At 57.7% G+C, this 25,604-nt stretch carries 26 protein-coding genes; all 26 read right to left on the bottom strand.

Features of this window, described 5'->3' with window-relative positions; all coding sequences use genetic code 11:
- Positions 1-54: 54 nt before the first annotated feature.
- Positions 55-1,188, bottom strand: coding sequence for an amidinotransferase (locus tag R3D51_11040; protein ID MEZ5900015.1), 1,134 nt, complete (start codon positions 1,186-1,188; stop codon positions 55-57).
- A gap of 2 nt (positions 1,189-1,190) precedes the next feature.
- The gene (gene sbnB / locus R3D51_11035) at positions 1,191-2,204 is read right to left on the bottom strand and encodes a 2,3-diaminopropionate biosynthesis protein SbnB (protein ID MEZ5900014.1); all 1,014 of its coding nucleotides are present in this window, start codon (positions 2,202-2,204) and stop codon (positions 1,191-1,193) included.
- A gap of 3 nt (positions 2,205-2,207) precedes the next feature.
- Positions 2,208-3,185, bottom strand: coding sequence for a 2,3-diaminopropionate biosynthesis protein SbnA (sbnA, locus tag R3D51_11030; GenBank protein ID MEZ5900013.1), 978 nt, complete (start codon positions 3,183-3,185; stop codon positions 2,208-2,210).
- Between the two features lie 173 nt (positions 3,186-3,358).
- Positions 3,359-5,692, bottom strand: a complete 2,334-nt coding sequence (hypF, locus tag R3D51_11025) for a carbamoyltransferase HypF (GenBank protein ID MEZ5900012.1) — start codon at positions 5,690-5,692, stop codon at positions 3,359-3,361.
- Positions 5,693-5,703: 11 nt separating this feature from the next.
- Positions 5,704-7,155 carry a nickel-dependent hydrogenase large subunit gene (locus R3D51_11020; protein MEZ5900011.1) on the bottom strand — a complete coding sequence of 484 codons (1,452 nt, stop codon included), beginning with the start codon at positions 7,153-7,155 and terminating at the stop codon, positions 5,704-5,706.
- Positions 7,152-8,180 carry a HupU protein gene (locus R3D51_11015; protein ID MEZ5900010.1) on the bottom strand — a complete coding sequence of 343 codons (1,029 nt, stop codon included), beginning with the start codon at positions 8,178-8,180 and terminating at the stop codon, positions 7,152-7,154. Before R3D51_11015 ends, R3D51_11020 begins: the two co-directional genes overlap by 4 nt.
- Positions 8,170-9,600, bottom strand: a complete 1,431-nt coding sequence (locus tag R3D51_11010) for an ATP-binding protein (protein ID MEZ5900009.1) — start codon at positions 9,598-9,600, stop codon at positions 8,170-8,172. The genes R3D51_11015 and R3D51_11010 overlap by 11 nt, the downstream gene beginning before the upstream one ends.
- Positions 9,569-11,062, bottom strand: coding sequence for a sigma-54 dependent transcriptional regulator (locus R3D51_11005; protein ID MEZ5900008.1), 1,494 nt, complete (start codon positions 11,060-11,062; stop codon positions 9,569-9,571). Before R3D51_11005 ends, R3D51_11010 begins: the two co-directional genes overlap by 32 nt.
- A 57-nt stretch (positions 11,063-11,119) precedes the next feature.
- Positions 11,120-12,166, bottom strand: coding sequence for a hydrogenase expression/formation protein HypE (gene hypE, locus R3D51_11000; GenBank protein MEZ5900007.1), 1,047 nt, complete (start codon positions 12,164-12,166; stop codon positions 11,120-11,122).
- The gene (hypD, locus tag R3D51_10995; GenBank protein MEZ5900006.1) at positions 12,163-13,323 is read right to left on the bottom strand and encodes a hydrogenase formation protein HypD; all 1,161 of its coding nucleotides are present in this window, start codon (positions 13,321-13,323) and stop codon (positions 12,163-12,165) included. The genes hypE and hypD overlap by 4 nt, the downstream gene beginning before the upstream one ends.
- The gene (locus tag R3D51_10990; GenBank protein MEZ5900005.1) at positions 13,320-13,562 is read right to left on the bottom strand and encodes a HypC/HybG/HupF family hydrogenase formation chaperone; all 243 of its coding nucleotides are present in this window, start codon (positions 13,560-13,562) and stop codon (positions 13,320-13,322) included. The genes hypD and R3D51_10990 overlap by 4 nt, the downstream gene beginning before the upstream one ends.
- A 3-nt stretch (positions 13,563-13,565) precedes the next feature.
- Positions 13,566-14,525: a hydrogenase nickel incorporation protein HypB gene (gene hypB / locus R3D51_10985; protein ID MEZ5900004.1), complete on the bottom strand. Its 960-nt coding sequence runs from the start codon at positions 14,523-14,525 to the stop codon at positions 13,566-13,568.
- On the bottom strand, positions 14,525-14,866 hold the full coding sequence (gene hypA, locus R3D51_10980; protein ID MEZ5900003.1) for a hydrogenase maturation nickel metallochaperone HypA: 342 nt from the start codon (positions 14,864-14,866) through the stop codon (positions 14,525-14,527). Before hypA ends, hypB begins: the two co-directional genes overlap by 1 nt.
- Positions 14,866-16,038 (bottom strand): nickel-dependent hydrogenase large subunit, encoded by a 1,173-nt coding sequence (locus tag R3D51_10975; GenBank protein ID MEZ5900002.1) that lies wholly within the window; start codon positions 16,036-16,038, stop codon positions 14,866-14,868. The genes hypA and R3D51_10975 overlap by 1 nt, the downstream gene beginning before the upstream one ends.
- On the bottom strand, positions 16,035-16,607 hold the full coding sequence (gene hybE / locus R3D51_10970; protein ID MEZ5900001.1) for a [NiFe]-hydrogenase assembly chaperone HybE: 573 nt from the start codon (positions 16,605-16,607) through the stop codon (positions 16,035-16,037). Before hybE ends, R3D51_10975 begins: the two co-directional genes overlap by 4 nt.
- Positions 16,591-16,824 carry a rubredoxin gene (locus tag R3D51_10965; GenBank protein ID MEZ5900000.1) on the bottom strand — a complete coding sequence of 78 codons (234 nt, stop codon included), beginning with the start codon at positions 16,822-16,824 and terminating at the stop codon, positions 16,591-16,593. Before R3D51_10965 ends, hybE begins: the two co-directional genes overlap by 17 nt.
- The gene (locus tag R3D51_10960) at positions 16,821-17,669 is read right to left on the bottom strand and encodes a hydrogenase expression/formation C-terminal domain-containing protein (protein MEZ5899999.1); all 849 of its coding nucleotides are present in this window, start codon (positions 17,667-17,669) and stop codon (positions 16,821-16,823) included. The genes R3D51_10965 and R3D51_10960 overlap by 4 nt, the downstream gene beginning before the upstream one ends.
- Complete coding sequence (locus tag R3D51_10955; protein ID MEZ5899998.1) at positions 17,666-18,124, bottom strand: hydrogenase-1 expression HyaE; 459 nt, start codon at positions 18,122-18,124, stop codon at positions 17,666-17,668. Before R3D51_10955 ends, R3D51_10960 begins: the two co-directional genes overlap by 4 nt.
- Before the next feature lie 18 nt (positions 18,125-18,142).
- Positions 18,143-18,460: a HypC/HybG/HupF family hydrogenase formation chaperone gene (locus R3D51_10950; protein ID MEZ5899997.1), complete on the bottom strand. Its 318-nt coding sequence runs from the start codon at positions 18,458-18,460 to the stop codon at positions 18,143-18,145.
- The gene (locus R3D51_10945; GenBank protein MEZ5899996.1) at positions 18,461-19,108 is read right to left on the bottom strand and encodes a HyaD/HybD family hydrogenase maturation endopeptidase; all 648 of its coding nucleotides are present in this window, start codon (positions 19,106-19,108) and stop codon (positions 18,461-18,463) included.
- Between the two features lie 314 nt (positions 19,109-19,422).
- Positions 19,423-20,139, bottom strand: coding sequence for a Ni/Fe-hydrogenase, b-type cytochrome subunit (gene cybH / locus R3D51_10940; protein ID MEZ5899995.1), 717 nt, complete (start codon positions 20,137-20,139; stop codon positions 19,423-19,425).
- Between the two features lie 10 nt (positions 20,140-20,149).
- On the bottom strand, positions 20,150-20,737 hold the full coding sequence (locus R3D51_10935; protein ID MEZ5899994.1) for a HupE/UreJ family protein: 588 nt from the start codon (positions 20,735-20,737) through the stop codon (positions 20,150-20,152).
- Between the two features lie 17 nt (positions 20,738-20,754).
- Complete coding sequence (locus R3D51_10930) at positions 20,755-22,548, bottom strand: nickel-dependent hydrogenase large subunit (protein ID MEZ5899993.1); 1,794 nt, start codon at positions 22,546-22,548, stop codon at positions 20,755-20,757.
- Positions 22,548-23,618 carry a hydrogenase small subunit gene (locus tag R3D51_10925; protein MEZ5899992.1) on the bottom strand — a complete coding sequence of 357 codons (1,071 nt, stop codon included), beginning with the start codon at positions 23,616-23,618 and terminating at the stop codon, positions 22,548-22,550. Before R3D51_10925 ends, R3D51_10930 begins: the two co-directional genes overlap by 1 nt.
- 394 nt (positions 23,619-24,012) lie before the next feature.
- Positions 24,013-24,903 carry an alpha/beta hydrolase gene (locus tag R3D51_10920; protein MEZ5899991.1) on the bottom strand — a complete coding sequence of 297 codons (891 nt, stop codon included), beginning with the start codon at positions 24,901-24,903 and terminating at the stop codon, positions 24,013-24,015.
- 208 nt (positions 24,904-25,111) lie between these two features.
- Positions 25,112-25,522, bottom strand: a complete 411-nt coding sequence (locus R3D51_10915; protein MEZ5899990.1) for a cytochrome c — start codon at positions 25,520-25,522, stop codon at positions 25,112-25,114.
- Positions 25,523-25,604 lie beyond the last annotated feature (82 nt).

Genomic DNA, 25,604 nt, shown 5'->3' with positions numbered 1-25,604 from the left:
TACTATAAGTGGGACCTCATCCGACGTCTCTTCGTCAACACTTAGTCCCAGGTCCTAATCGAAATAGCGCTCCATCTTGCCGCGGCGGCGGACGTCAAGTGTCACGCAATGGGGGCCGCCACCCAATAACTTGGAGTGGCGCAATTTCAGGGGGATGACATCCAGGCCGTGCTTCTCAAGCAGCTTAATGAGCGTGGGCTGATTGCGATCGACGACCACGAGGTTCGGATTGATGCTGAATGCATTCATATCGATCCAATCGCTTCCGATGCTTCGCGAAATGTAGTCGGCGCTGTGGCGGTCCGTGTTCTCCATGGGAGGGCTGTAAATGACCTTCCATTGTTTCAACACAGGCGGGATGGTGTCGTCGTTAAGGCGGCCCGGGTTACATAAAACAAGGCCAGGCCGCAGAGCCACCAGCGTTGAATCGATATGGCTGCCGAAATATACGTCCTTGAGAAAATGAACGCGAAACTTGTCGCCCAAAATCGACTGCAGCCACTGTCCGCCCATCTCGTTGCCCGTGCCGCTGACGAGATAGATCAGGTCCAGGCCAAAGCGCAACACATTGGCGGCGTCAAAGGCCGGCTCATCGTTGCGTGGGGTGGGTCGCTCTAGATCTTGTCCCTCGAAGAGCGAGTCAAGGAGCCGTGGTTTTGGGGCACTGTACCACCGCGCGCCCGATTTCATGTAGTCGATGAGGAGTGAGCGATAGCTGAAGGTTTCCTGAGCGCGGCTGCGAATGACGTTTGGCGTTTCTATGATCTGATCGCCAACGACCATCATGATGTCGCGGGGACAGTAGTTGTAATAGCCCTCTGCTTCCCAATCGATGGTCGAGAACTTCGCGTCGTGGCGCCAAGGATCGGGTCGCTTCACCGTGACACCGGCCTGCTCCAGAAGCTTGCAGAATCCGGCGAGATCCTCCTCAGTTTCCTCGATCACTTGTTCGGGGAACGGCCCGCGTGGAAGGTCTGCCATGGAGCGGTCGGAGAACTCGGCTAGCTGCGAGCTAAGATCCGGCGTCGGATACCGAGCGTTTAGTGGATTGCCGACTATCACCTCCTCAAGCGGATCCCACTCATTGCAGCTCCACACGCGCGACCTAGCCGAGTGAACTCCGCCTAGCTTCGAAGCTCGATCCGCAACCTCAGCACGATCGTCGATCTCGACAGATTCACGATGCATTATTACCACCTTTCAGAGTTGCTGAAGAAGCTTGGCAGCGCAAGTGCGGAACCTTCCGCAACAGCCGTGCTAAGCACGATGTCACTCACCGCGATATCGAGAATACCCATTCCGAAGGGCGAAAATATTCTCGGTCGATCGTTGTCCAAGCGAACCCGTCGATCCAGAACATCTACCAGTGTGCCATGTACGAAGTCTCGGCTACCTGTCGCAATCTCACACAGGTGAAGTGAGGTTCGCGCCTTCAAGCAGTGGTCGACGTCGTCCACGATATTCTGGGAGGCAAGGATCACAGGCACATCGATATCGCGCAATGAAAGATGCAGGACGGTTGGCTTGTGACTAAAGAGGCCGACGTCCGAAAGATATGGCTCGCCGGTGGTTGTCGTGAATATAATGAGATTTGCGCGCACGGCGCTCTCTAGCGCACTTACCACTTCGGACGCGACACCGTGCTCATCTGCGAGCCAAGCTCGGAACTGCTGAGATTCTCTTGGATCGAGATCGAACAGCAACACTTTTTGGAACTTCCATTTCCTGTAAAGCAGCCAGCGCACTGTCTCACGGGCTATCACGCCTGTTCCGACAATTCCCAGCGTCCCCTCGTACGGATTAGGTGTTAATCGTTCGGCCGCCAAAGCTGCCGAGACGGCAGTGCGCGTGGCGCTGATCAAAGATGCCTCAAGGCAGGCTATTGGATAGCCCGTCACGGCGTCGTTTAAAATCTGCACGGCCGATGCGCGTGCCAAGTTGGACTGTCTGTTGTCGGGAAAGCTGGAAATCCACTTGATGCCGCTCTTTTGGATCGATCCTCCAAGATGAGCTGGAAGCGCGATGATGCGCGCATTCGGCCTGTCGGGAAATCTCAGAAAATAACTATCGGGGTTAATCGCGTCCTTTGCCGCATAAAGCCGGTAAGCCTGCTCGACGGCCTCGAAAACAGCGGACCGCTTTCTGGCGATAGCGTCTTTGACCGCGGAACCTGGTACGATGTAGAAGGGCGGAATTGCAACCACGCGTTATTCTCCGGCGGCTGGCGCGACGACCTTCCGTTCCATGCCGATCGTGGCTTGAACCCAAGCCGGGTCATAGACTGTGTCGAGGTACTTGTCGCCAAGATCGGCCGATATCGCGACGATCGTGTCGCCATTTTTAAACTTCGGTCCCATCTCGCGTACCGCGGCCAGAACGGTTCCTGTGCTTCCACCGACGAGAAGATGATAATCGCGCACGAAGGACAAGCACATTTCTATCGTCCTGGGCTCGTCGATCGCCATTACGAAATCGGGGTTCGAATAATTGGCCAGCTTGGGCCGAACGCTGGTCCCGATCCCGGGAATATTCCTCTTGCCGGATCGTCCACCGAACGTCACTGAACCCACCGGCTCAACTGCAACGATTTTGACATCAGGAAACTTCCGTCTGAGTTGTTCGCAGATGCCGCCGAGCGTTCCTGTTGTGCCCGCACCCACGAAGACCCAGTCTACCTTGTCGAACTCGTTCGCGATCTCGTTTGCTGTTTGCTCTTCGTGGACCTTCGTATTTGCGAGGTTTTCGTACTGATTGAGCCAGACCGCGTTAGGATTTTCATCCAGTATGCTGTCAATGATCTCGAATCTGCGTGCGAGAAAACCGCCATCCGGAGCACGGTCGTCCACCACGATCACTTGTGCGCCATAAAGCTCCATGCCGCGGATATTCGCCCGCGTCGCGTTGGAGTCAGTCACGCAAATGAACTTGTACCCCTTGATGGCGCATACCAGGCTCAGTGCGATACCTAGATTTCCCGACGAGGATTCAACGATCACAGTTTCGCCCGGTCGGCCGATCCCGCGCTTCTCCAAATCTTCGATCAGCCCGATCGCCGTTTTGACCTTGATTGATCCGGTGACATTGAATCCTTCGAGTTTAAGAAAAATGTCATGCCCTGCAGCGAATGAACGTAGACGGTAAAACAAGTCGCGGAAGATGATGTCCATCGGGGAGTTGATTATCATTTGATATCCTTTTTGGACGTTAACAGAACGAAGTTTGGCAATCAGCCCGTCAGTATTCAGGGTGGCCTTCGGTACTGGGCTGACAGCCCAGATAGTGGCCCGCACGACTTTGGTGGCCGCTTTGCGATCACATTCATTTTCCCTTGATGGGACGCGAAAGCGGGTTGGCCGTGTTACCTGGAGCTGAGCGCGGCCGCGACGGCGGCTTGGCCTAGCGATATGCCGCCGTCGTTTACGGGAGTGGCGCGGGGGATGAGAACCTTCGCGCCGCCCGCTTCCAGGCCAGCTGAAACGGCTTCAATGAGTAGCCTATTTTGAAAGACGCCTCCTGACAGGACGATGGTGTGGACGTCGTGCTCGCTGCTAAGCCTTGAAGCGACCTCGACGACCGCCTGGGCGATGCCACGATGGGCGCGTATAGCGATGATGTCTGCATCAACGCCCATTTGCATATCCTGGAGCAGCGCCTCCCAAAAGGGGCGCCAGAGTATGCGGAGCGGTTGTCCCTCACGGATAGAGAATGGATAGCCCGCTGCACCGTCCCTTCGACACGACTGGGCTGCAGCTTCCAGCGCAATGCTGGCCTGTCCTTCATAGGAAACACGTTGCGGAAAGTGGCCCAGGACAGCCGCGATCGCGTCGAACATTCGTCCTGCCGAACTTGCAGGCGGAACGTTGACCCCAGCGTCGATCATGCCGAGCAGAACAGGTGTTTGCCGCGTGCGCATGAAGGTGGCAAAGCTGTTCGCAGCATAGTTGGTTTCAAAGGATTTCCATCCAAAGGCGCGATGGAGGTGCGCAAATGCATTGCGCCACGGTTCGTGCGCCGCTCGGTCTCCGCCAATCAGTTCAACAGCATCGAATGCGGCCAGCCGCTGATAGCCCGTCAGACGAGACAGCATGAATTCGCCGCCCCAAAAATCGCCGCGATCGCCCATGCCAAGTCCATCAAGGACGATCCCGAGAACGGCCTGGTCACCGTACTCTTCTCCGTATTCCGCGACTGCCGCAGCAATATGGGCGTGATGATGCTGAACCTCGATGATCTGCGCGCCGCAGTCCTCAGCTAGCGTCCGCCCCCACTTTGAAGAGAAGTAGTTGGGATGTTTGTCGATGGCGACAATCTGCGGCTTGAATGCGAAGATATGCCGATAAAGATCCAGAGTTGCTCGATATTCGCTATGGGTCTCGACGCATTCCAGGTCACCAAGATGTTGGGAGACGATGGCGCGTCCGTCGCCTGCGAGGCAGAATGTTGATTTGAGCTCAGCGCCCATGGCTAAGATTGGTGGTGCGTCTTTTAGGGTACGTTGCAAAGCCAGCGGCTCTGGCGCGTAGCCTCGGGCCCGGCGAATGATCATCGGCGCGCTATTGGCTACCATCATCACGCTGTCGTCCAGGCGATTGACGATCTCGCGGTCGTGCATCAGGAACGCATCGGCGATTGCGGCAAGTCCCAGTCGTGCTTCGTCATTTGAAATGTATTGCGGCACGTCGCTTGTATTTCCAGACGTGAGAACGATTGGGTGATCGAGTTCTCGCATCAGCAAATGATGCAGCGGCGTATAGGGTAGCATGAAGCCGAGTGCGGGCTGGGTTGGAGCTATTTGAGCAGCGAGTTTCCGCGCTCCTTGTTTTCTGCGCAGTAGTACGATTGGTGCGCTCTGTGAGCGCAAAATCCTCTCTTCCTCGGTGCTCATCTCCACATAACAGCGAATGTCCCGCGCATCGGGGGCCATAAGAGCGAATGGCTTATCGTAGCGATGCTTGCGTTGGCGCAAGGTTGCGACGGCATTCGCATCGCGCGCGTCGCAAGCTAGATGAAATCCGCCGATCCCTTTGATGGCGACTATGGCGCCCTGATCTATCAGTGCGGCGGCATGGGCAATTGGATCACGGCCTGATGGAGGGTCGAGCCTGCCCCCTCCGTTGGTCTCCAACCAGACTTTTGGGCCGCAAACGGGACAAGCGTTGGGTTCAGCATGAAACCGCCTATCTGCGGGGTCGGTGTACTCGCGCCGACAGTCGGCGCACATGGCGAAGTAAGACATGGAAGTCGCTTGCCGGTCATAGGGTACGCTTTTGACGATCGACAGGCGAGGACCGCAATGAGTGCAATTGGTGAAGGCGTAGCGATAACGGCGGTTCGATGGATCAAGAATTTCCTTCAAGCATTCCGGGCAGGTCGCGGCGTCCGCTACCACGCCGGTCGTAATCCGCCCACATATGCTTTCAGAGATTTTGAAGCCGTGCGTGTGTTCGCGGGCGGGAAGAGGGCGGCGCTCGACGGACGCGACGCGGGCAAGTGGCGGCGCTTGTGTCTTTAGTGCAGTCTCAAAATCGTAGAGCGCGCCCGCGTCACCCCAGGCCCGGATCAGTACGCCGTCTCCGTCGTTGAGCACTTCTCCCGAAAGTTGGTGCGCGGTCGCGAGTCGCCAGACCGTGGGCCTGAAACCGACACCTTGTACGAGGCCACGAACCCGGAACTCAGCACCCTCGATTATCATCCGCAGGGCTCCTAGTGTACTGTGCAGACCATGCACGGATCGAACGAGCGCACGATGTGTTGGACAGCAACAGGCTCACGCTCGCCTTGTTGAACCGGAGCATTCGCGAGTGCCTGTTCGCATACGCCCGGCTTGCCGCTTCCATCGCGCGGAGAGAAATTCCAAGTCGTCGGAGCGACGATCTGATAGTTCGCGATATGGCCGTTCCGGATTGTTAACCAATGTCCAAGCGCACCACGTGCCGCTTCAATGAGACCGCTGCCAGATGCTTCGTCCGGCATTGCTGATTGCGTGAAAAATGGCTCTCCCGGTCTTATCCTCTGAGTCCATTCTTCGATGGCTGGTATCAGGCGTGCGATCTCCAAGAGCCGCGCTACAACGCGAGCCATGACGCTTCCGCCTGTTTGTGAAACGAGATCGCGCGCAAGTGGGTGGCCATCGATGACCTGTCGAGCGAGAGCGCCGACCTCCATCACCTTTCCGGACAGACGCGGAGCCTTGCACCAAGTGTACGCGCCTGCGGCTTCGGCATTGGGAGCGGTTATCCCTTGCGATGGATGGCGCGGTTGATCGCGATGTATCATCCAGGTGTTTGCGCAGTCCTCACGGATCTCTCGGGCGTCGAGTTTTGCATCGCGGCCGCTCTCGTGGACCCCGCGCTGGAAGTGGTGTTCTCCCCCAACTGCGTAAGCGCCGAAACTCAAAAAGCTATCAGTTCCACGCCCGAGCCGATCAAGTCCGAGGCTGCGGGACAGTCGCAGAAACGCGGCGAAATCGCCGTGTGAAGGTCGAACTCGATCACACCACGCATCGAGTTCGCGGGCGGATCCCAGTGATGCAACGATTTCGAGTTTGTCGCCAAACAGGTGCGTTTCGAGAAATCGGCGGAAGGTTGCAAGCGTCGCCAAGACCCGTGCCTGACCGGCAGCATCGATGGCGTGCGTGGTGCCGCCCGGTTGCAATCCCAGTGTGTGCGGCCAATGGCCAGCGAGCTGTCCCATGATGTGCATGAAGGCCGCGCGCGCTGGGAGCATGTCGCGCGGTGCGCTGCCTTCCACGGCTTTGAAGCGCTCCGCCACGCGATCATGCCATGGCTCACCGGCATATATTGGTCGGGCAAAGTCCGGCATGAAGAACAGGTAGAAATGGGTGAGGTGGTCAGCGATGTTCTCAGTGGCAAGGATGATGTTGCGCGTCAGCGCGCCGTTGAGCGGTGGTGTGATGCCCTGTGCGTCCGCAAGGGCTTCGGCACATGCGAGCGATTGGGCGACAGAGCAAATACCGCAGATGCGTGGCGTAATGACGAGCGCATCGCGTGGATCGCGACCAACGAGCATCCGCTCAAAGCCTCGATAGAGCGGAGAGTTGATCCATGCTGCCTTGACGCGGTTGTCCTCGATCTCAAGTGAGATTTCGAGATCGCCCTCGACACGATTGAAGGGTCCGACGACGCGGCGGGTCATTTGACCTTCTTCCCTTTGCCACCAGCCGGTGGCGTCACGATGGTGTCGGCAACGGCGTTGCTCTTTACGCGATGAGGAGTGGCGGCTTTAGAGAGGGCGGCAAGCGCCACGAACCAAGCCTTCGGCATATCGGTCGGCAGGCCTGTCGGAATGCCAGCAAGTTTCGGTGTTTCCAGGAAAGGGTGCGATGGGCGTTCGAACTCCGGCTCCGTGCATGAGATGCAAGGGTAGCCACCGCGCGTGCACGACCCTTGGCCGTTCCAAAGCCTAATGTTGCAGTCCGCGTGGACTTGCGTGGCCATGCATCCGAGATGCTCCATAAGGCACCCAAGGTTGGAAAGCTGCTCAGCACTAGCCTTGTACTCGTAGTACTCATTGCGCGGGCATCCGTGATGGACGAGATGGTTCGTGTAGAAGCGCGGTCTGTTGAACGGATCAAGGTCGGCTGCTGAGAAGGTTCCCCTCCCCAATTGCAGAAGCGTCTCTACGACCCAGTCTGGATGAACCGGGCAGCCGGAGATATTGATCACCGGAAGTCCTGATTTGGTGCGGAAATCACCGCCAAGAAGACCACCGAACTCCGCACCATCCCAGCTTAGGCCGGTGGCTTCGACTTCGTTTTTCCCGGTCGCTGTAATGCCGCCAAAGGCAGCGCACGATCCTATCGCGAGGACAGTGTCGGCAAGGCTGGCAAGCTCTGCGATCAAATCTTTCATCGGGCCCGCGCCGCCTGCACGCATATGGAAACGTCCGGTGCCGTTGGGGCCTTGGATGACGGAGCCCTCAAGACAAAGGAGGTCGAGAGGCGTCGTTCCAGCGAGGATTGAAGAAAGGATGTCGTCCAATTCCGCGCCCGTCGGCTCGCTCAAGGATGGATGCCAGAGGATCTGGATTCCGGCGATGTCGAGCGCGGTCAAAAAGTCGGGATTTTCAGCGCAGATCAGAGATAGCGTACAGCCGCCGCAGCCACCCGACTGCAGCCAGAGCAAGGCTTTGCGCGCGCCGCGTTCTCCATTAGCCGCCATCGGATTTTTCCTTCAGAACACGCGGAAGCTTCAAGCTGAACAGCGCGCCGCCCGCCGGGTGATTGCGCGCCTCCAGCTTTCCTCCCAATTCTTCCGCGAGACCATAGCTAACGTAGAGTCCAAGGCCTGTACCCTCTCCGATAGGCTTGGTAGTGAAGAAGGGATCGAAAATGCGCGGCATTGCGTCCGCGGGGATACCGGGGCCGTTGTCGTGCACCTGAATGGTGACGCCTGTCGGTGAGGTGGTCAGCGAAATGTCGAGACGTGGGTCGGCTATACTGGCTGTTACATCAGCGGCGTTCTGCACGAGGTTGACGATGATCTGATGTACGGGACCCTTGCGGCCCGACAGCTCAAAGACCTCAGGCATATCGAACACGACGTCAGGTTTGTTGCGGGCCGCCTTCATCACCCAGCTGACAGCCGTGCGAACAATCTTTGTGATGTCGAAGTTTTCGGCTGGTTCCGATTGCGTGCTCGAAAAGCGGCGCAGATCCTGCACAATATCGCTAACGCGTTCAGCGCCCTCCAATGTGCCTTCGACGAGCGGCTCAATATCGGCCAGAACGCGATCAATCTTCAGGCGCTTGCGCAGCTCCTGCAACGCTTCGGGTCGGTCGCCCCTATCGATCGCCTGAAGGTAGGTTGTCAGACGTTCTCCATAGCGCTTGAGCGCGTGCATGTTGCCAAACACGAAACTGATCGGGTTGTTAAGCTCGTGCGCTACGCCAGCAACAAGGCGACCAAGCGCCGCCATCTTCTCCGACACGACGAGCTGTTGCTGAGCCTGGCGAAGTTCGCGATGTGCGATGTTCAGGCTCTCATAGGCGCGGCGCAATTCGCCTACAGGCCTTCCGATGAGCACAAATCCAACCGGTATGCCCTTATGGTCCAGCCGTTCCGAGCAATTGACGGAAAGCGGAACCGGGCGGCCTTCGGGCCCCCGCAACGCCACTTCGTGATCGGCAACGCTGTCTCCGCGCAGAAGTTTGTCTAGGAAATCTTCGGCGGAGGGTGGTGCGTGCGCAAACAGGCTCATCAACGGAGCGCCAACGATGTCTCCTCCTAAGCGTCCCGTCAGCCGCTCCAACGCCGCATTGCCACGTTCAATATCGCCGTTACGATCACAGACGATAAGAACGTCGGTCATGGCGGAAAGGACGCCATCGATGAATTGCTGCGCTTCCTCGAGTGCGACGTTCTTATGTTCCAGTTCGACTTGATGATCGACGAGATCGGCGTAAACAGCATCCATCTTCTGGATGACCTCGATCCACGCCTCCTCACCTTGCGGTGAAAATTCGAGCGCGGCCGCCACGCCAGCATCCGCAAGCAACGGATGTGTGTTGCCCTGATTGCTGGCCGCTTTCAGCACTGTCAAGGCCGCCTCAGCCAGCCGGCCTTCTGCGCCCTTCGGCATCCAAACCTTCCACCTTCTCAAGCCCGTAGCGTTCGAGTTTGCTCCTAAGTCCGACCCGCGACAAGCCCAGTTCCTTAGCCGCCCGGCTCTTGTTCCAACGATGGCGGATAAGTGTCTCGCGGATCAGGCGCGCTTCGACGTTTTCGACGCGCTCGCGCAAAGTGCCATCCAGCGACCCAAAGAGATCGACATCATCATCATCGTCTTCATCCTGAGGGGCCGCGCGCAGAATGCGTGAGGATAGTAAATCAGCGCCTATTTCTACCTTGTCCGGCGCCATGACAAGAAGTTGCTGGATCTCGTTTTGCAATTCGCGGACGTTTCCCGGCCAATGGTAGGCCATCATGCAGGAAATAGCTTCATTCGAAAGACCATGCACCATTTTGCCGAGCTGCTTTTGCGCTCGTTCGAGAAGGACGCGGGCAAGAATGGGAATGTCGCGGCGTCTGTCTCGCAGCGCAGGGACGTGCACGGTAACGGCCGACAAGCGATAGTAGAGATCTTCGCGAAAACGTCCGGAGCGAACCTCCGCTTCGAGATCTTTGTTGGTTGCCGCAATAACACGAATATCTACTTTGTGGGTTTGACGGCTGCCGACGGGGCGCATTTCGCCCTCCTGAAGGACGCGCAGAAGTTTCACCTGGAATGCCGGGGATACCTCGCCGATTTCGTCAAGGAATACGGTCCCGCCATCGGCTCTCTGAAATAAGCCGATATGATCGCCGACGGCTCCGGTAAAGGCGCCGCGCTTGTGGCCGAACAATTCGCTTTCTAAGAGCTCGCTCGGCATGGCAGCACAGTTTTCGACAACAAACGGCTTATTCCAACGCAGGCTGTTGTAATGCAGGGACCGCGCGATCAGTTCCTTACCCGTTCCGGACTCGCCGGTGACAAGCACTGAAATATCATAGGGTGCGATACGGCTGACGCGGTCGCAGACCTCGTTCATCGGACTATCGGGACAGCGCACGATGCCGTCGTCGCGTTGGAAGCGAGACTTGAGGCCGTGACGGCGCTCATCCAAAACGCTTTCCGCTCGTTCCGTCGACATCTTGAGTTCGACAGCAAGTAGTTCGTTCTGTCGTTGCAACTCAAACAATTTTGTAGCGTTTTTGAGAGTCAGAATAAGGTTTTCGGGCTGCCAAGGTTTTGTGACGTATTGGTAGATCCCGGCTTCGTTGATGGAACGGATGATGTCTTCCGAGTCGGTGTACCCAGAAATGATCATTCGAACGATGTCGGGCCAGCGGTCGCGCACGATCTTGAGGAACTCGACACCCGAGACGTGCGGCATTCTCTGGTCGCAAAGGATGACCTGAACCCACTCGTTCTCGAGTATTGTCTCGGCTTCCTCGGCGTTTGTTGCCGTCTTGACGTCGAAGCAATCTTCAAGGATGCGCTCCAGGGCCTCCAGGCTCCGCTGCTCGTCATCGACGATCAGGACTGTGGGCAATCCTGTCATAGGCGATCTCCGCAAATCATCTTTGTTGCCAGATGCACTTTACCGGATCTTCTTCAGTCAGCAGATTCGCGGCAGTTGTTCACCGACCAGCCAATCCACAATTCGGTTGCCGCCAAACTCGGTCTCCATTTGGACAAAGCCGTTGCTGTCGCTGACCACCTCTCCGATGATGGCGGCGTCGCGGCCAAGCAGGTTCTGCTTCATGGCCGCCAGCAAGGCTTCCGCGCAGTCGGCGGGGCACACGGATACGAGCTTTCCTTCATTTGCGATGTAAAGGGGATCAAGTCCAAGAAGCTCACATGCGGCGCGAACCTCGGGCTTGATCGGAATGGCGCGCTCGATAAGCCGCATTCCGACCCGTGATTGGTGCGCAATCTCGTTGAGTGTTGTGCCGAGGCCGCCGCGTGTTGGATCTCGCAAGCAGCGTAGAGATGGAACGGCGGCGAGCATATCCGAAACGAGCTCGTGAAGAGCTGCCGTGTCGGATGCGATCTCCGTTTCGAATTCGAGATTGGCGCGTTTGGAAAGAATAGCGATGCCGTGATCTCCGATCGATCCCGACAGGATAATCTTGTCGCCGGGCTTCGCTTTGTCGCCTGACACCTCGATGCCGCTAGGCACAAGGCCTATTCCGGTGGTGGTTATGAACACGCCGTCGGCTTTTCCCTTCTCCACGACTTTGGTGTCGCCCGTCACGATCGGAACGCGAGCGGCGCGAGAGGCTTCGGCCATGCTTTCGACGATGCGTTCGAGGTCGCGCAACGGATAGCCTTCTTCGATGATGAAGGCGGCCGAGAGATACAACGGGCGGGCCCCCATCACGGCCACATCGTTGATTGTGCCGTGAACTGCAAGGGAACCGATATCGCCTCCGGGAAAGAAGAGTGGTGACACCACATGTCCGTCGGTGCTCATAACCATTCGCCCCGCCGCAACATCGAAAGCGGCACCGTCATTACCCTGTGCCAGCAGTTCGTTGGAGAAGTGACGCGCGAAGAGTTCGCCGACCAGCTGTGCTGTCGCCCGGCCGCCACTGCCGTGCGTCATATCAATGCTGCCTCCGGCAATGTCGAGGCGGCCTGTAAATCGACCAAGCATTGTCATTCGGCCGCCTCCTGCTCAGGTCCGGGTTTCCCACCGGAAGTCCGGAAGCGTCCATAGGTGTAGTAGGCTGCACAGGCCCCTTCGGAAGACACCATGCATGATCCGATCGGATTCTCAGGCGTACATGCGGTGCCAAACAGTTTGCAGTCGGTCGGCCTCTTGGCACCTCGAAGAATCGCCGGACATTCGCAACTCTTTGCATCCTTGACTTTGCGCGCGGTGATGTCGAAGCGAGCCTCGGCGTCGAAGTCGGAGAATTCATCGCGGATGCGAAGTGCGCTCCGCGGCACTTCGCCGAGGCCGCGCCACTCGAACGTATCGCGAAGTTCCAAGACCTCGGCAACGATGGCCTGCGCCTTGGCATTTCCTTCGCGAGTCACGACGCGGACATATTCGTTTTCGACCTCGTGCCGCCCTTCGTTCAGTTGGCGGATAGCCATTAGAGTCGCCTGCATGACGTCGAGGGGCTCAAAGCCGGCGATGACAACCGGCCGCTTGAAGTGTTCGGCTGCGGCTTCGTAGGGTTTGCTTCCGATAATAGAGGACACATGCGATGGTCCAAGGAAGCCGTCAATCGCAACGGTTCGATGGTCAGCGACTTCGGGGCTTGAAAGGATGTGTGCGACGGCAGCCGGAGTTAGAACGTGGTTGGAAAAAACCGAGAAGTTCGTGATGCCCTGGGCCTGCGCCTCCTTGATTGCAACTGCCGTGGGAGGAGTGGTTGTTTCGAAGCCAATCGCAAAGAAAACTACTTGGCGGCCTGGCGTCTCGCGAGCGATGCGCAATGCATCGCGAATGGAATAGACCATGCGAATGTCGGCGCCATCGGCCTTTGCCTTGATGAGGCTGCGCCGTCCAGAGGCCGGAACGCGCATCACGTCGCCATAGGAGCAGACAATGGCACCATGTCTTTCGGCCAGTTCTATCGCGCTATCGATGCGCCCAATTGGAAGTACACAGACTGGACAACCCGGGCCATGCACGAACTTGACGTTGGGTGGCATCAAGTCCTGCACGCCATAGCGGAAAATTGCGTGCGTATGCCCGCCGCAGAATTCCATGATGTTGTAAGTGCGCGAGGTATCAGCCTCTCGCGCGATTGTAGCAGCGAGCTTGCGGGCGAGATCTGCATCGCGATATTCGTCCACGTATTTCATGGGGCGAACTCCTCTATCGGGTCCTCGCCTGCTTGTTTGATCAATGCGAGCGTGCGTGCAGCTTCGTCGGGCGATACCTTGTGGAGAGCAAAGCCGACGTGCACGAGGACGAAATCGCCTGGCGCCACGTCTTCAAGAAGCGCGATCGATATTTCCTTTTTTACGGGGCCAAGAGCTACAATCGCGGTGGATTGTTCGTCGTTGATCGACACCACTTCAGCAGGCAGCGCGAGACACATAGCTCAAGCTCCTTGTGCTGAAACGGCCATGGCGAGCGCTGGGTGGCCGGTCATTGCCATCACACGCGCCGCTCTGATCCATTGAACGAATGTATCGAGGCCTTCGCCAGTCTTGGCGGATAGCTGCACGATTTTGATTGCGGGATTGACCTTTCGTGCGTTGGCGATTGTTGCCGCCACATCAAAGTCGACGTGCGGAAGAAGGTCCGCCTTGGACAGGATCATAAGATCTGCGGCATGAAACATGTCTGGATATTTGAGTGGCTTGTCCTCGCCCTCCGTCACGGAAAGAATGACGACCTTGTGGGCTTCGCCAAGATCGAATGCGGCCGGACAGACCAGGTTGCCGACGTTTTCGATGAAGAGAACTGAGCCATCGCAAGGCGCCAGATGTTCAAAAGCATGCCCAGTCATGTGCGCATCGAGGTGACAGCCCTTGCCGGTGTTGATCTGAATGGCAGGCGCACCGGTGCGTCGGATGCGATCGGCGTCGTTGGAGGTCTGCTGGTCTCCTTCGATCACAGCAACGGGCATCTGCGGCAGGAGTAATTCTATTAGTTTACATAAGAGAGTTGTCTTACCTGACCCAGGGCTCGAGACTAGGTTGAGCGCGAGAATGCCATGCTTTTCAAACGCAGCTCGATTGTCCGCAGCATAGGCGTCATTCTTGGCGAGGATGTTCTGCTCGATTTCCACCATACGGGTTTGGCTAAGGCCCGGTGCATGTGCGCGGGCAGGGCCATGCCCATAGTCGATCACGCCGGCATCGAGATGATGGTGATGGCCGTGATCGTGGCCGTGGCCGTGGGAATGATCTTGATGGTGGGAATGATCGTGATGGCTGTGCTCGTGCCGGTGGCTGCTTTGGCCATCGGCGTGCGTATGAGCTGGATTGGCCGCTTTTGGGGTCTGATTGCCTTCGATGCGCGTTTCACCGGCGCTACATCCACATACGGTGCACATCACTCCACCTCCAGCTCTTTGATACGCATTTCATCGCCTGACGACATCTGCATTTGGTGTCCACCGCAACTTGGGCAGGGATCGTAGCGATGGTTCACCGGAAAACTCGCTTCGCAATTCAGGCACCAGGCGACAGCCTGTGGCGTACAGATTTCAAGTCCTGCATTCTCGGCGAGCGTTCCCTTGGTCACGACATCAAACGTGAATCGCAGGGCTTCAGGCTCGATGGTCGAGAATGGCCCGATCTCCAGGAACACCTTTTTTACGCGCGCGAATTTCTGGCGGGTGGCTTCCGATTCAAGAATGTTCAGAATGCTCTCTGAGATCGCCATTTCATGCATCAGGCAACCCTCACGTCAAACGCGACGCACGGATCGAGAACGGCTAAGAACAGCTTCGCCCGTTCTGCGATGTTTTCCCCGGATGCCATTGCCATCAAAGCGTCCGCTGCTATGCCCGCGGGATGGAAGTTCCACTCAGTCGGCGCCAGGATCGCATAATTGCGAACGATATCCTGCTGAATTCGCACAGCGTGGATAAGGCGGCCGCGCACGGTCTCTACTTCGCTGACACCGCATTCTGTGGCGAAATGGTTAGATTCAAAGTGCCACGGAACGTCCTGGAAATTCTCGTTAGCCAGGGTCCTCTTCATGATCTGCGGCAGCAGGGCAAGATCAATCAAGCGGGCGGCGATGCGGGTAAGAAGTCCGCTTCCGTAGGCCCGGTATAATTCTTTGATGAGAGCCTGGTCGGATTGGCGGCTCAAAGCCGTTGTCTCGCAGCATCCACCCTCCCACTCGGGCATGGCGGTGAACGTCTGTTTGCGTTGAGAGAGTAAATCTGAGGCTAGCGGGCTGGCGCACCCGCGAGGGAGCGAACGCGTGGTTGTCGATCCGGTGTGAGCCCAGTGCGCGCGTAAGACGCCTGTTGCAAGTTTTTGCGCGGGCGTTTTGTCGTCGGCGGCCCAGTCGTCGAATGCGGAAGCGGTTGTTCGATCAAGAAACTGCGCGCACGGCTCGCCCAACACGGAGGTATGAATGAGTCCATCAAGCTCGCTGATGGCTGCAGAGACATCGGCTTCGTTCAGGACAACGTCGGCGCCAATCGTTAGCGTATTGTTGCCACGGTCAATCGCGCGTTGCAGTTTTTGATATGTGCGTAGGATTGGAAATGAATCGCCTTCCGAGCCGTTATCTCGGGCAAGTTGGGCCCAGTCTCGTGCGCACGCGATGAGATGTTCACGCGACGCTTCTGCCAGGATAAGAAGTCGTCGGGCGGTTCGCAAGGAATGCGGGACACATACGCCGGAGGCAGCTGAAACGGCTTGGGCTGCTGCTGCGCCCTGCGCCATACCGCAAACCGAATAGAGCAGGGGAATGGTCGCGACGACGTGTTCGGATTTCATGCCGATCAGCGTGCGGGCCAACCCGTGCGGACGGCTCGACGAGATCGTCACCCGCGGAGTTTGGCCCGCGCGAACAATCGTTATGTCGAGCCGACCCTCCGTTCTCATGTCGCGTTTCCTTCCGGAGGGTTAGCCCGGCCGGAAAGGAAGCCGCGTCGTGACAACTGGGTTGGCTTGGCTTCAGCACTATCGGCTGGAGGAACAGGCGTGGCTCCTTCCTGAGTACCGCTATCAACTTTCTGCTTGTCGTCATGATCTGGATCGAGCGCTGCGTCGAACAAGGCGTCGAGCGAAGCCGATGCTGCGATGCGGGCCGCTTCGTGATTTTCAAATTCAAGAACCGGCGAAAACAGAGAGCACATGAGATAGCGGCCGACGTCGCCCTCTTCGCCTGCAATGAACTCGAAACGTCCCGCCGGGAACCGATGTAGCATCTTCTCACCGATCGGGAGGGCCGCCCAATTCGGCGGATTGCGCTGCGGCAACAGGATTAGGTTTATGAACCAAGGCGTGATTAGCGCACATAGCCAGTGACCGTTCCATTCGCGCAACCCGACAGCTTCTACGGTAAGCCTTGGATTGAGGATGGGCACGCCGTCCATCCGCTCGCGCCAGACCTTTGTAAACGCGGCTTCGAGCCTAGCGGCGATGTCTTCGAGATTACGATTGTGCGTCATCTTCCAGCACCATGAATCCGGCTTTGTCGCCATCGCAGTTTGGACACGTCCAATGTTCGGGAAGCTGGGAGAACGGCGTGCCTTTTGGTATCTGCCAGTAGTCGTCGCCTTCAGCAGGATCGTAGACGTGCCAGCAAATCTTGCACTCAAGTTTGGTGCGGTCAGAAAGCCGGCTATCGTCGCCACCGTAAGAGCCTGCGAAGAAGCTGTTGTTCACTGGTAGATCTCCAGAATTGTCCGCAGTCGATCCGCGCTGTCTTTGAGATCTTCAGGGGCGGCGCATGCAACATCGGGAACCGCGACGACCTCGATAGTATTCAAGACGATCGCGTCGCGGGAGTTGAAGTAGCGCACCCACCAGACGTTGGCTGTAGAGGTGGATGTGATGCGGCAATTGCCGTAGCCGCGAGACAGGATCGTCACCAAACCCGGACCCAGGCGCTCTTCGAGAAAGCTCAGATCTTCATCCGTCTGAGGCAACAGCGTCAGATTGATGACGTGAGCTGGGGCGCCGGGCACGAAATTCGCGATCTTGTCGTCAAGCTCGGTGACGAGCGCGGGAGCGTTGAGGACGCCCTGGCGCAGTGGTCCGTGGTGACTTCGCAGGCTGCCAAGTGTTGAGCTGCGGGCCGTATCGAGCACGGTGGACGGAAACGCGCCGACCTCGATGACATCGCGCACCTGATGGCCTTCCGAATCGGTCTCTTGAATGCGCCAAATACCGGCCAACACCGATTCCTGAACTTGCAGGGCTGTACCGGCGACAACAGAAACTTCGCCTTCCCCAAGCGCTTGATCGATGAAGGCACGGTTCTGTGCATCTAGATCAGTAATGTCGATATGCTGGGTCTTGCTGGGATCGGTACTCGCCGACTGCGCGGCATCCGCAACCGATTGCAGCAGCGCGAGCGCTTTCGAGATATCTTCTATCTCTTCGGGTTCAGGCAATGACGGCGCCGAATAGGTGCGCATCGCCTTGGGCATTTCCATGTATTGCAGTTCGGTGCCATCGTCTTCCGACGGCTGGGATCCGGGGCCAACTAGAGGTGACATGCCGGTCATTGGAAGTCTCCTTGTTGCGCGTTATCAGCGTCCCGTTTTAGGCCGTTGCTGTAGCAGCCTTCGGGAAGTTCAAATTTTGGGATGGTGACATCGCGCGCCAGGATGGCGGGAATCTCCGACAGGTAGTCCTGCCAATCGAGGACGCGGGACAGATGGCCGAGATAGCCGCCTTGGCGCAGAAAGACGATCGTCGGGAAGGCATTGAACAGATACCGCTTCTGCAAAGTTCGTTCCGACGCACTAGCAACGAGAGCCGGTGCGATGCGCGTGCCGTAAGCCTTCATGATCTCCGGCAGAATAACAGCAACGTCGTTGCTCTCGACGAGGCGCTCCGCATCGCCGGGAAAGAAGAGAAGCGCGGTCTCGTGTGCGGCAAGGAAGGTATCGACCGTCGTTTCATCCACACATGCGAAGCCGTGACGTGTGATGAGGGCCTCGATCAGCGGAGTGGTCATGGTCTTATCCCTTTCGCGTCATCGAATTGTTGTGGGTTTCAGGTGTTCTGGCAGTTGCGGTTCGCGGTCGGCAAGATCGGGGAACAGCGCGTCAATATCCTGGCTCGAAGGAAGTCCCGACATGGCAAGATCGAGTGCTCTTAAGGCCTTACTCACAGCTGAGGCGTGGTCGGCTGTGACGACCTCGCGGGCGGCATCGATAAAGACCAGCACCCAGGTGCCCTCCGGTTGATCTCCAACAAGCTTCATATCGATGTGGCGGGTCTCGCCCTGTCCGCGACAGACAGCGAAGCCTTCTCTAGCTTCGATAACCTGCATGGGAAGACCGATGCACATTCAGCTTCTCTCCCGGTCCGGGTCTGCTGATGGGGAGAAGACGACACGAGCGTCTCCGTGTCGGTAGGCTTCGTGTTCGGCAGGTCGGTCGCGTTCATAGGCGTCGAGGGCAACTTCTGGCGATGAGAGAGTCACGCTTTCCGAAAGCGGTTCGGAACGCTCCTGCGCGTTGATGCCAAAGCGGGCGAGATAATCGATCGCGTGAGAGATCGCGGGTGCAATCTGCGCCTTGACTGATGCGCGTAGCGAGCCGCCGTAATCTTCGAGTTCCTCGGGCTGTACTCCGATAAGAAACAGATGCTCCGGCAGATCCCCAAACATATCGGCAGATGCGAGGACATCCTGGAAGCCGGTCTGATGCAGACTCATCTTCTTGGCGCCCAGGAACTTGGGAACCTCGCCATCCTCAACGAGCTTCAGAGTGCCGGGTGCAAGCCCATAGTCGACGGCGTCGAACACCACCAGGATGTCAGCCTTGCGCACGTGCTCAATCAGATAGAGGCCCTGCGTACCCCCATCCATCACGGTCACGTTGGATGCAAAGGTATGAGTGCGATTGAGCGCTTCAGCCGCGCGCACGCCAAACCCTTCATCGGCCCACAGCAGGTTCCCGATCCCCAGGATCAAGACGTTGCGTTCTTGCTCCATTGCACACCCTTCTGGATGGAGTGTTGCGTTAACCAGTGCTAAGCAACTAGCAGGCCAACTTGTCGCCTATCATTGTTTTCAGTGGGTTATGTCGCATGTGGGACGGCTTGTCGTATCGGATTGAAAGGAAAGTTACCACCTACGCGGCATTATTGGAAACTAACTTGCCATATGCATCGGGCCGATGTCGGAAGCTGGAATAGTGGCGGCCAGCGATGGTTAGTCTCCTTCGCACATGCAAAAACTCCGCCCTCGGTGGAGGACGGAGATAGGTTCTCAGTCTTGGGATCGCAGTGGAGCAGTGCTGATCGGCTTTAGTGGTCGTCGTCGGCCGGACGCTTGTCCTTGAAGGTGCGCCATCCGGAAATCATGGTCGAGAGGATGCTTTGTCGGGACATGATGTCTTCGCGCACGGCCGCATAGACATGGACCATTACGAAGATCAGGATCACCCACATCCCTAAGTGATGGTAGGTGTGCACCCACTGGCTGTTGCCGAACAACGGCATCACCCAACTGGTGAACATCGTATACTGCCAGGAATCCATGCCCGCTCCTTCTCCGTAGAGAGCAAGGCCCGTGATCATCATGAATATGACGCCCCACACGAACAGGACGTGCATGGCGAGGGTCGCAAGCGGATTATGACCGATGTACTTCTTCGGCTCCGAGGTCGCGAACAGGTACCACTTGATCTCATGCCAGACCTCGCCCCACCATTCCTTATTGAAGATTGGCGGGGTAAAGATTTGCCTGGCATGTTCGTTTCCAGCGAACGACCAGTAAATCCGCAGCAAGAAACCCACAATGAGTATGTACCCGGCTGCGAAATGGGCAAAGCGTATGTAGCCCATAAGGAAATGCGCGCTTGCTTCGCCCGGCATGGTCGGCAATGGCGAGCCGATGAAATATCCGGTCAGTGCAAGTGTTAGAATGGCCAGTGCATTGATCCAATGCCAGAGCCGTAGAGGCCCTTCGTAGACATAAACGGCTTCCTCGATTTGTCCGGAAGACTTCGCTGCTTTCGACATGGGACCCTCCTCACGAGGCGAGCAGATAGGCGCCGGCAACTGTAAGTCCGGCGCCGATTGCAGGAGCGGCCAAACGCACCTGCATCAATGCACGGCCTATGCCGATGCCGGCTACATGAAGCATCGCCGTCGTGATCGCAAACCCGGCCATGTAAGCCCCGACCGCTCCAGATGCTTCGGCCCCGTGCGCGTAGCCGTGGCACAGCGCGAACAAGCCGATCAGACAGCAGCCCGTTGCGACGGACAGCTCGACTTTCGCCAGGATGAGGAGGCCGAGTGCGGCGACGGACAGGGCAATGCCTGTTTCAGCGAACGGGAAGCCCGAGCCGAAGAAACTGAGGACTGCACCTGCCAGCATGGCAAGCACGAAGGCAATCGGAGCGGCGGCCACGTGTGTCGACTTTTTGAATGCAAGCGCCGACCAGAAGCCAACCGCCAGCATCGCGAGCATGTGGTCGATACCAGTCAGAGGATGCAGAAAGCCCGCCGTCAAGCCTGTGTGAATATGCCCGGGGACACCGGTGTGCGCGAGCGCTGGGACCGTGCCGAGCGCCGCAAAGGCGAGGCCCGCATATGCTATTTTTGCAAGTAGTCTCATGTGTTTTCTCCCAGTGCTCAGCGCACTTTGATTTGCGTGAGTTCCTGCCCGTCCTCGCTCATAACGTGCGTAGAGCAGGCAAGGCAGGGATCGAAGCTGTGCAAGGTGCGCAGAATTTCGACCGGCTCTTCGGGCCGTTCCATCTTGGTGTTCATGAGGGAGGCTTCGAAGGCGCCGATGTTGCCTTCGTTGTCGCGTGGGGAGCCGTTCCATGTCGTCGGCACGACGCACTGGTAGTTATCGATCTTGGTGTCCTTGATGCGGATCCAGTGTGCCAGAGCCCCGCGCGGAGCTTCGGTGAAGCCCACTCCCTTGGCTTCCTTGGGCCAGGTAGAAGGTTCCCAATATTCGACGTTGGCCGTCGAACTGTCGCCAGCCTTGATGTTGGCGACCAGCTTGTCGAGGAAGTAGCGCATCTTGTATGCCGACCACTGGCACTCCAAAGCTCTCGCGGCTGTACGGCCCAAAGTCGAGAACAGCGCATCCACCGGTACATCGAGCGTCTTCAGCACCAGGTTGATCTGTTCGGTGATGTCCTTGTTGCCCTGCGCATAGCCCACGACGTAGCGAGCCAGCGGCCCGACCTCCATTGCATGCCCATTCCAACGCGGCGCCTTGATCCACGAGTATTTGGCGTCTTCGTCGATCTGCTCGATGTTGGTCTTGGTTCCCTTGGCGTTAGGGCCAAGCTGGTAGTTTGGCTCGGTAACGCCGTCCCAGGGATGTAAGCCTTTCTTCTCGTCGGCATATTTGTACCAGGAGTGAGGTACGAATTCCTGGATCTGTGTCGGGTCGCGTAGATCGACCGGATGAACCTCTTTCAGATTGCCGTCGATGATTGCGCCTGACGGCATCAAAAGGTTTGTCGGGGAATAGTCGTTGGCGTTCTCGGGAATATCTCCGTAAGCGAGGACGCACTTGCCGGACAGGCCGCCGCCATAGAGCCAGCCCTTGTAGAACTGGCCGACCGCCAGAAGATCTGGAATGTAGACGTCGTCGACGAAGCGGATGGTTTGCTCGATGATGGAGCGCACCATATTGAGGCGTTCCATGTTGACTGCGCCAACAGAGCCCACTCCGTCGACATTGATCGCGCACGGTACACCCCCCACGAGCCAGTTCGGATGCGGGTCCTTGCCGCCGAAGATGGTGCGAATGCGCATGATGGTGGGCTGGAAGTCGAGTGCCTCCAGATAGTGCGTCGTTGCCATAAGGTCTGCTTCGGGTGGGAGCAGATAGGCAGGGTTTGTCCAATATCCGTTGCGGAAGGGGCCCAACTGGCCGCTTTCAACAAACCGCTTCAGCTTGTTCTGCACGTCGCGGAAGTAGCCGGCCGAGGCCTTCGGGTGGTTGGGTGAAACCTTCTGCTGTAACTCGGACGTTGCTTTGGGGTCCGCCTTCAGAGCATTGACCGGGTTGACCCAGTCGAGCGCGTGCAGGTGATAGAAGTGCACAAGGTGGTCGTGCACCTGCAGGCAAAGCTGCATGATGTTGCGGATAGAGTTGGCATTCTCGGGAATCTTGATGCCGAGGGCGTCTTCGACCGCGCGCACCGAGGTGAGGGCGTGCGTGCCTGTGCATACGCCGCAGATGCGCTGCGTGAACGCCCAGGCGTCGCGCGGATCGCGACCCTTGAGAATGACTTCCAGACCACGCCACATAGTGCCGGTTGAAACCGCGTTGCGGATGATGTTCTCGTTGTCGACATTCACTTCGCAACGCATGTGGCCTTCGATGCGGGTAACGGGATCGACGACGACGCGCTTGCCGGAGGTGTCGAGGCTAAAGCCGTTGGGTGTCTGGGCGTTCATTACTCATTCCCTCCGTTATTGCGCGCACGCTTAATGGCGCTGACGGCCGCGTGGGCGGCGACAGCCGCGCCTACGACGCCGGCCGCGGTCTTGCCGACGTCGTCGGCATTGGCTTCAATTCCGAATTGGTTGATGTCGGTGAGGCGATTGTAGAAGGAGCCGTTGTCCCAGAAACCGTCTTCCGAGCATCCGATGCAGCCATGGCCGGACTGAATGGGGAAGGAGACGCCGCCATTCCAGCGCACGGTGGAGCAGGCGTTGTACGTTGTGGGGCCTTTGCAGCCCATCTTGTACAGGCAGTAGCCCTTGCGTGCACTGTCGTCGTCCCAGGCTTCGATGAACTGGCCGGCATCGAAGTGTGGGCGGCGGTAGCATTTGTCGTGAATGCGCTGGGAGTAGAACATTTTTGGACGGCCCTGACGGTCAAGCTCGGGCAGTTTCTCGAATGTCGCGATGTAGGTGATTACCGCAGTCATGACTTCCGGGATCGGCGGGCAACCGGGGACCTTGATGATCGGCTTGTCATGTATGACGTGGTGGATCGGCACGGCCTTGGTGGGATTGGGGCGCGCTGCCTGGACACAGCCCCACGATGCGCACGATCCCCACGAGATGATGGCCTTGCAGTCGGCGGCGGCCTTCTTCAGCTGATCGAGATAAGGCTTTCCGCCGATAATGCAGTACATGCCATCGGCGTTGAGCGGGGGATTGCCTTCGCAAGCGAGGATGTAATTGCCTTTATATTTCTCGATGATCTCATCGACGATGGCTTCCGCCTGGTGACCAGCCGCGGCCATGATGGTGTCGTCGTAGTCCAGTGAGATCATCGACAAGATTACGTCCGAGGCGAGCGGATGCGCCGAACGGATGAAAGCCTCCGAGCAGCACGTGCACTCCAGGCCGTGCAGCCAAAGCACCGGAGTGCGTGGCTTATTTTCCAGCGCGTGCGCCATTCGTGGTCCGAATTCAGGCGCAAGACCCAGTGAGGCGGCGGTCAAGCTGCAGAACTTCAAGAAGCTGCGTCGCGATATGCCCTGGCGTCGTAAGACGTCGTAAAATGTTTCGGTCATGGTTGGCGTTTCTCCCCTGCGGTGCCGCCGCGTGGACGACGTGCAAGGAAGTTCAAGAGCAACAACCGGGCCAGACTGCCGTTCGTATGAGCTTTCAATGCTTTAGATGAAAATTGAGCGAGTGAGAGAACGAGAGTTGCGGCAAGTTGACTTGCACCCTCCAACGCGATTGGAAGGTTTCTGACCGCACCGGCTCTCGCGTGATGATCGGCTTTTGGAGGCCGCTTGCTCGCGTTTCAAGAGACCTTTCGAAGACCTCTTTGCTCAGTCAATAGAGGTCTGCAACTTTGTGCGCGAACGAGAAAGGGCTCGGCGGGAAACGTTCCTTCGCCAAGCCCTGTCGTTGTCAGCATCGATATTCGTTGCGCCGCAGCGCGGCGAAGAACGCGGCCGCTTAGAGGTGCTCCTTGAACCACGCCGTGGCCGCGCCAGCGGCTTTGTCGAAGTCCTTGACGTATGCATCGAAGTGTCCGCCCTTCAGGCAGATCAATCGCTTTGGATGCAGCGCCGTCTCGTAGCCGGCAAGGGCTTGGTCAGCCACTGTTAAGACGTCGCCGGTAGCAACAATCATTTGTATCGGTGTTGGAGCGACAAGCGGCAGGTAGGCGCCCGGTTCGTACTCCATGAACATCTCCACCGAGCGCAGAGTGACCTCATTGCGCCATGCTGGGGCTCGTTTGGATGTGTCCATGCAGAAGGCATAGCTATCGGGCGTCGGCAGGGCCGCCGGATCGAGGGGATTTTCCGCAACGACCGGTACCATTGCCGGTGCCTCTCCCCGGAGGCGCGCACGTCTGTCGGCATCAAACCCTTGCTGGAAACCGCCGATGAAGTCGGCGCGGATCAGCCGACGGGCATTTGACCAGCCGGAGATCAGCGGAACCTGGACCGATACGCATTTGATGCGCCGGTCTATTGCGCCGACGACAATGCCGTGCGAGCCCGAATAGCTCGTTCCCCATAGCCCGATACGGTCGGTGTCAGTCTGCGGGAGTGTTTCGGCAAACGTAATGGCATCGCGCCAGTCGCGAACTTGTTGCCATGGATCGATCTCCAGGCGGAGCTTGCCGTCGCTGGCGCCAAAATTGCGATGGTCGTGAATGACGGCTGCAAATCCGTTGGCAGCGAAGTGCTCGCCGAAGCGATCGAGATAGAATTCTTTCACGGCAGAAAAGCCATGGCACATCATGATGGTCGGGTACTTACCCTTGCCGGTATCGGGTACGTAATGCCAACCCCTCAAGGTCGTGCCGTCTTCTGTCTTGAACTCGATATCGGTTCTCATTGTTTTTTGATCCAGTTGCTAACGTTGAAATGTTCATCCAACTCCAGTTAATCCGAAACGGGGGAGATCTGAATGAGCATGAAGTATTGGCGGAGGGCGGTTCGAAATGGCTGGCTCGGGGCGCAAGACCGACGGGACAAAAAGAAGCCATTTCCCGAAAACACTTCAGCGCGCTCCACATATCGTATAGCGTTTGCGAAACGCGACGTTACTTCGGATCGATTGGTCCCTTAAAATCGACCGAAAGCGATTTGATGTAGGACACGATTTTCCAAATCAGATCATCGGGAATCGAGCCACCCCATGGCGGCATGACGTTTGCGCCCCGCGTTCTACCGTTGACGATCGTGTCGTGAATGAATTGGGGATCCCAGTTTGAACGTTCGGTGAAGGACTTCACCTTACCCGCGTTGCCTTTTGAGCCGTGGCAATAGGCACAGGCGGAAACGAACTTGGCTCGACCCTCGGCGATCCAATCAGATCTGCGCAGATCATCATCGGACGGCCGCGGAGCAGCTTGCGTTGCAGGCTCTTCAGCGGCGCGGCTTATTGTGGTCTGAGATGGGTTGAGGAAAAGAAAAAGGGCAAGGAAACCCAATTCGGGCCGGACGTGCTTCATAAGACGATACCTTTGTTGCTTCAGAACCGGGAAAGCCGAGCTGCGTTTTTTACGCATCTTTCGAGAGTGCTCACTGCGGCGA

The sequence above is a fragment of the Hyphomicrobiaceae bacterium genome (assembly GCA_041397645.1).
In the GTDB taxonomy this organism is placed as follows: Bacteria; Pseudomonadota; Alphaproteobacteria; order Rhizobiales; family Hyphomicrobiaceae; genus Hyphomicrobium_B.
Note: the sequence above shows the minus strand (reverse complement) of the source record. Positions and strands in the feature narration are given on the sequence as shown.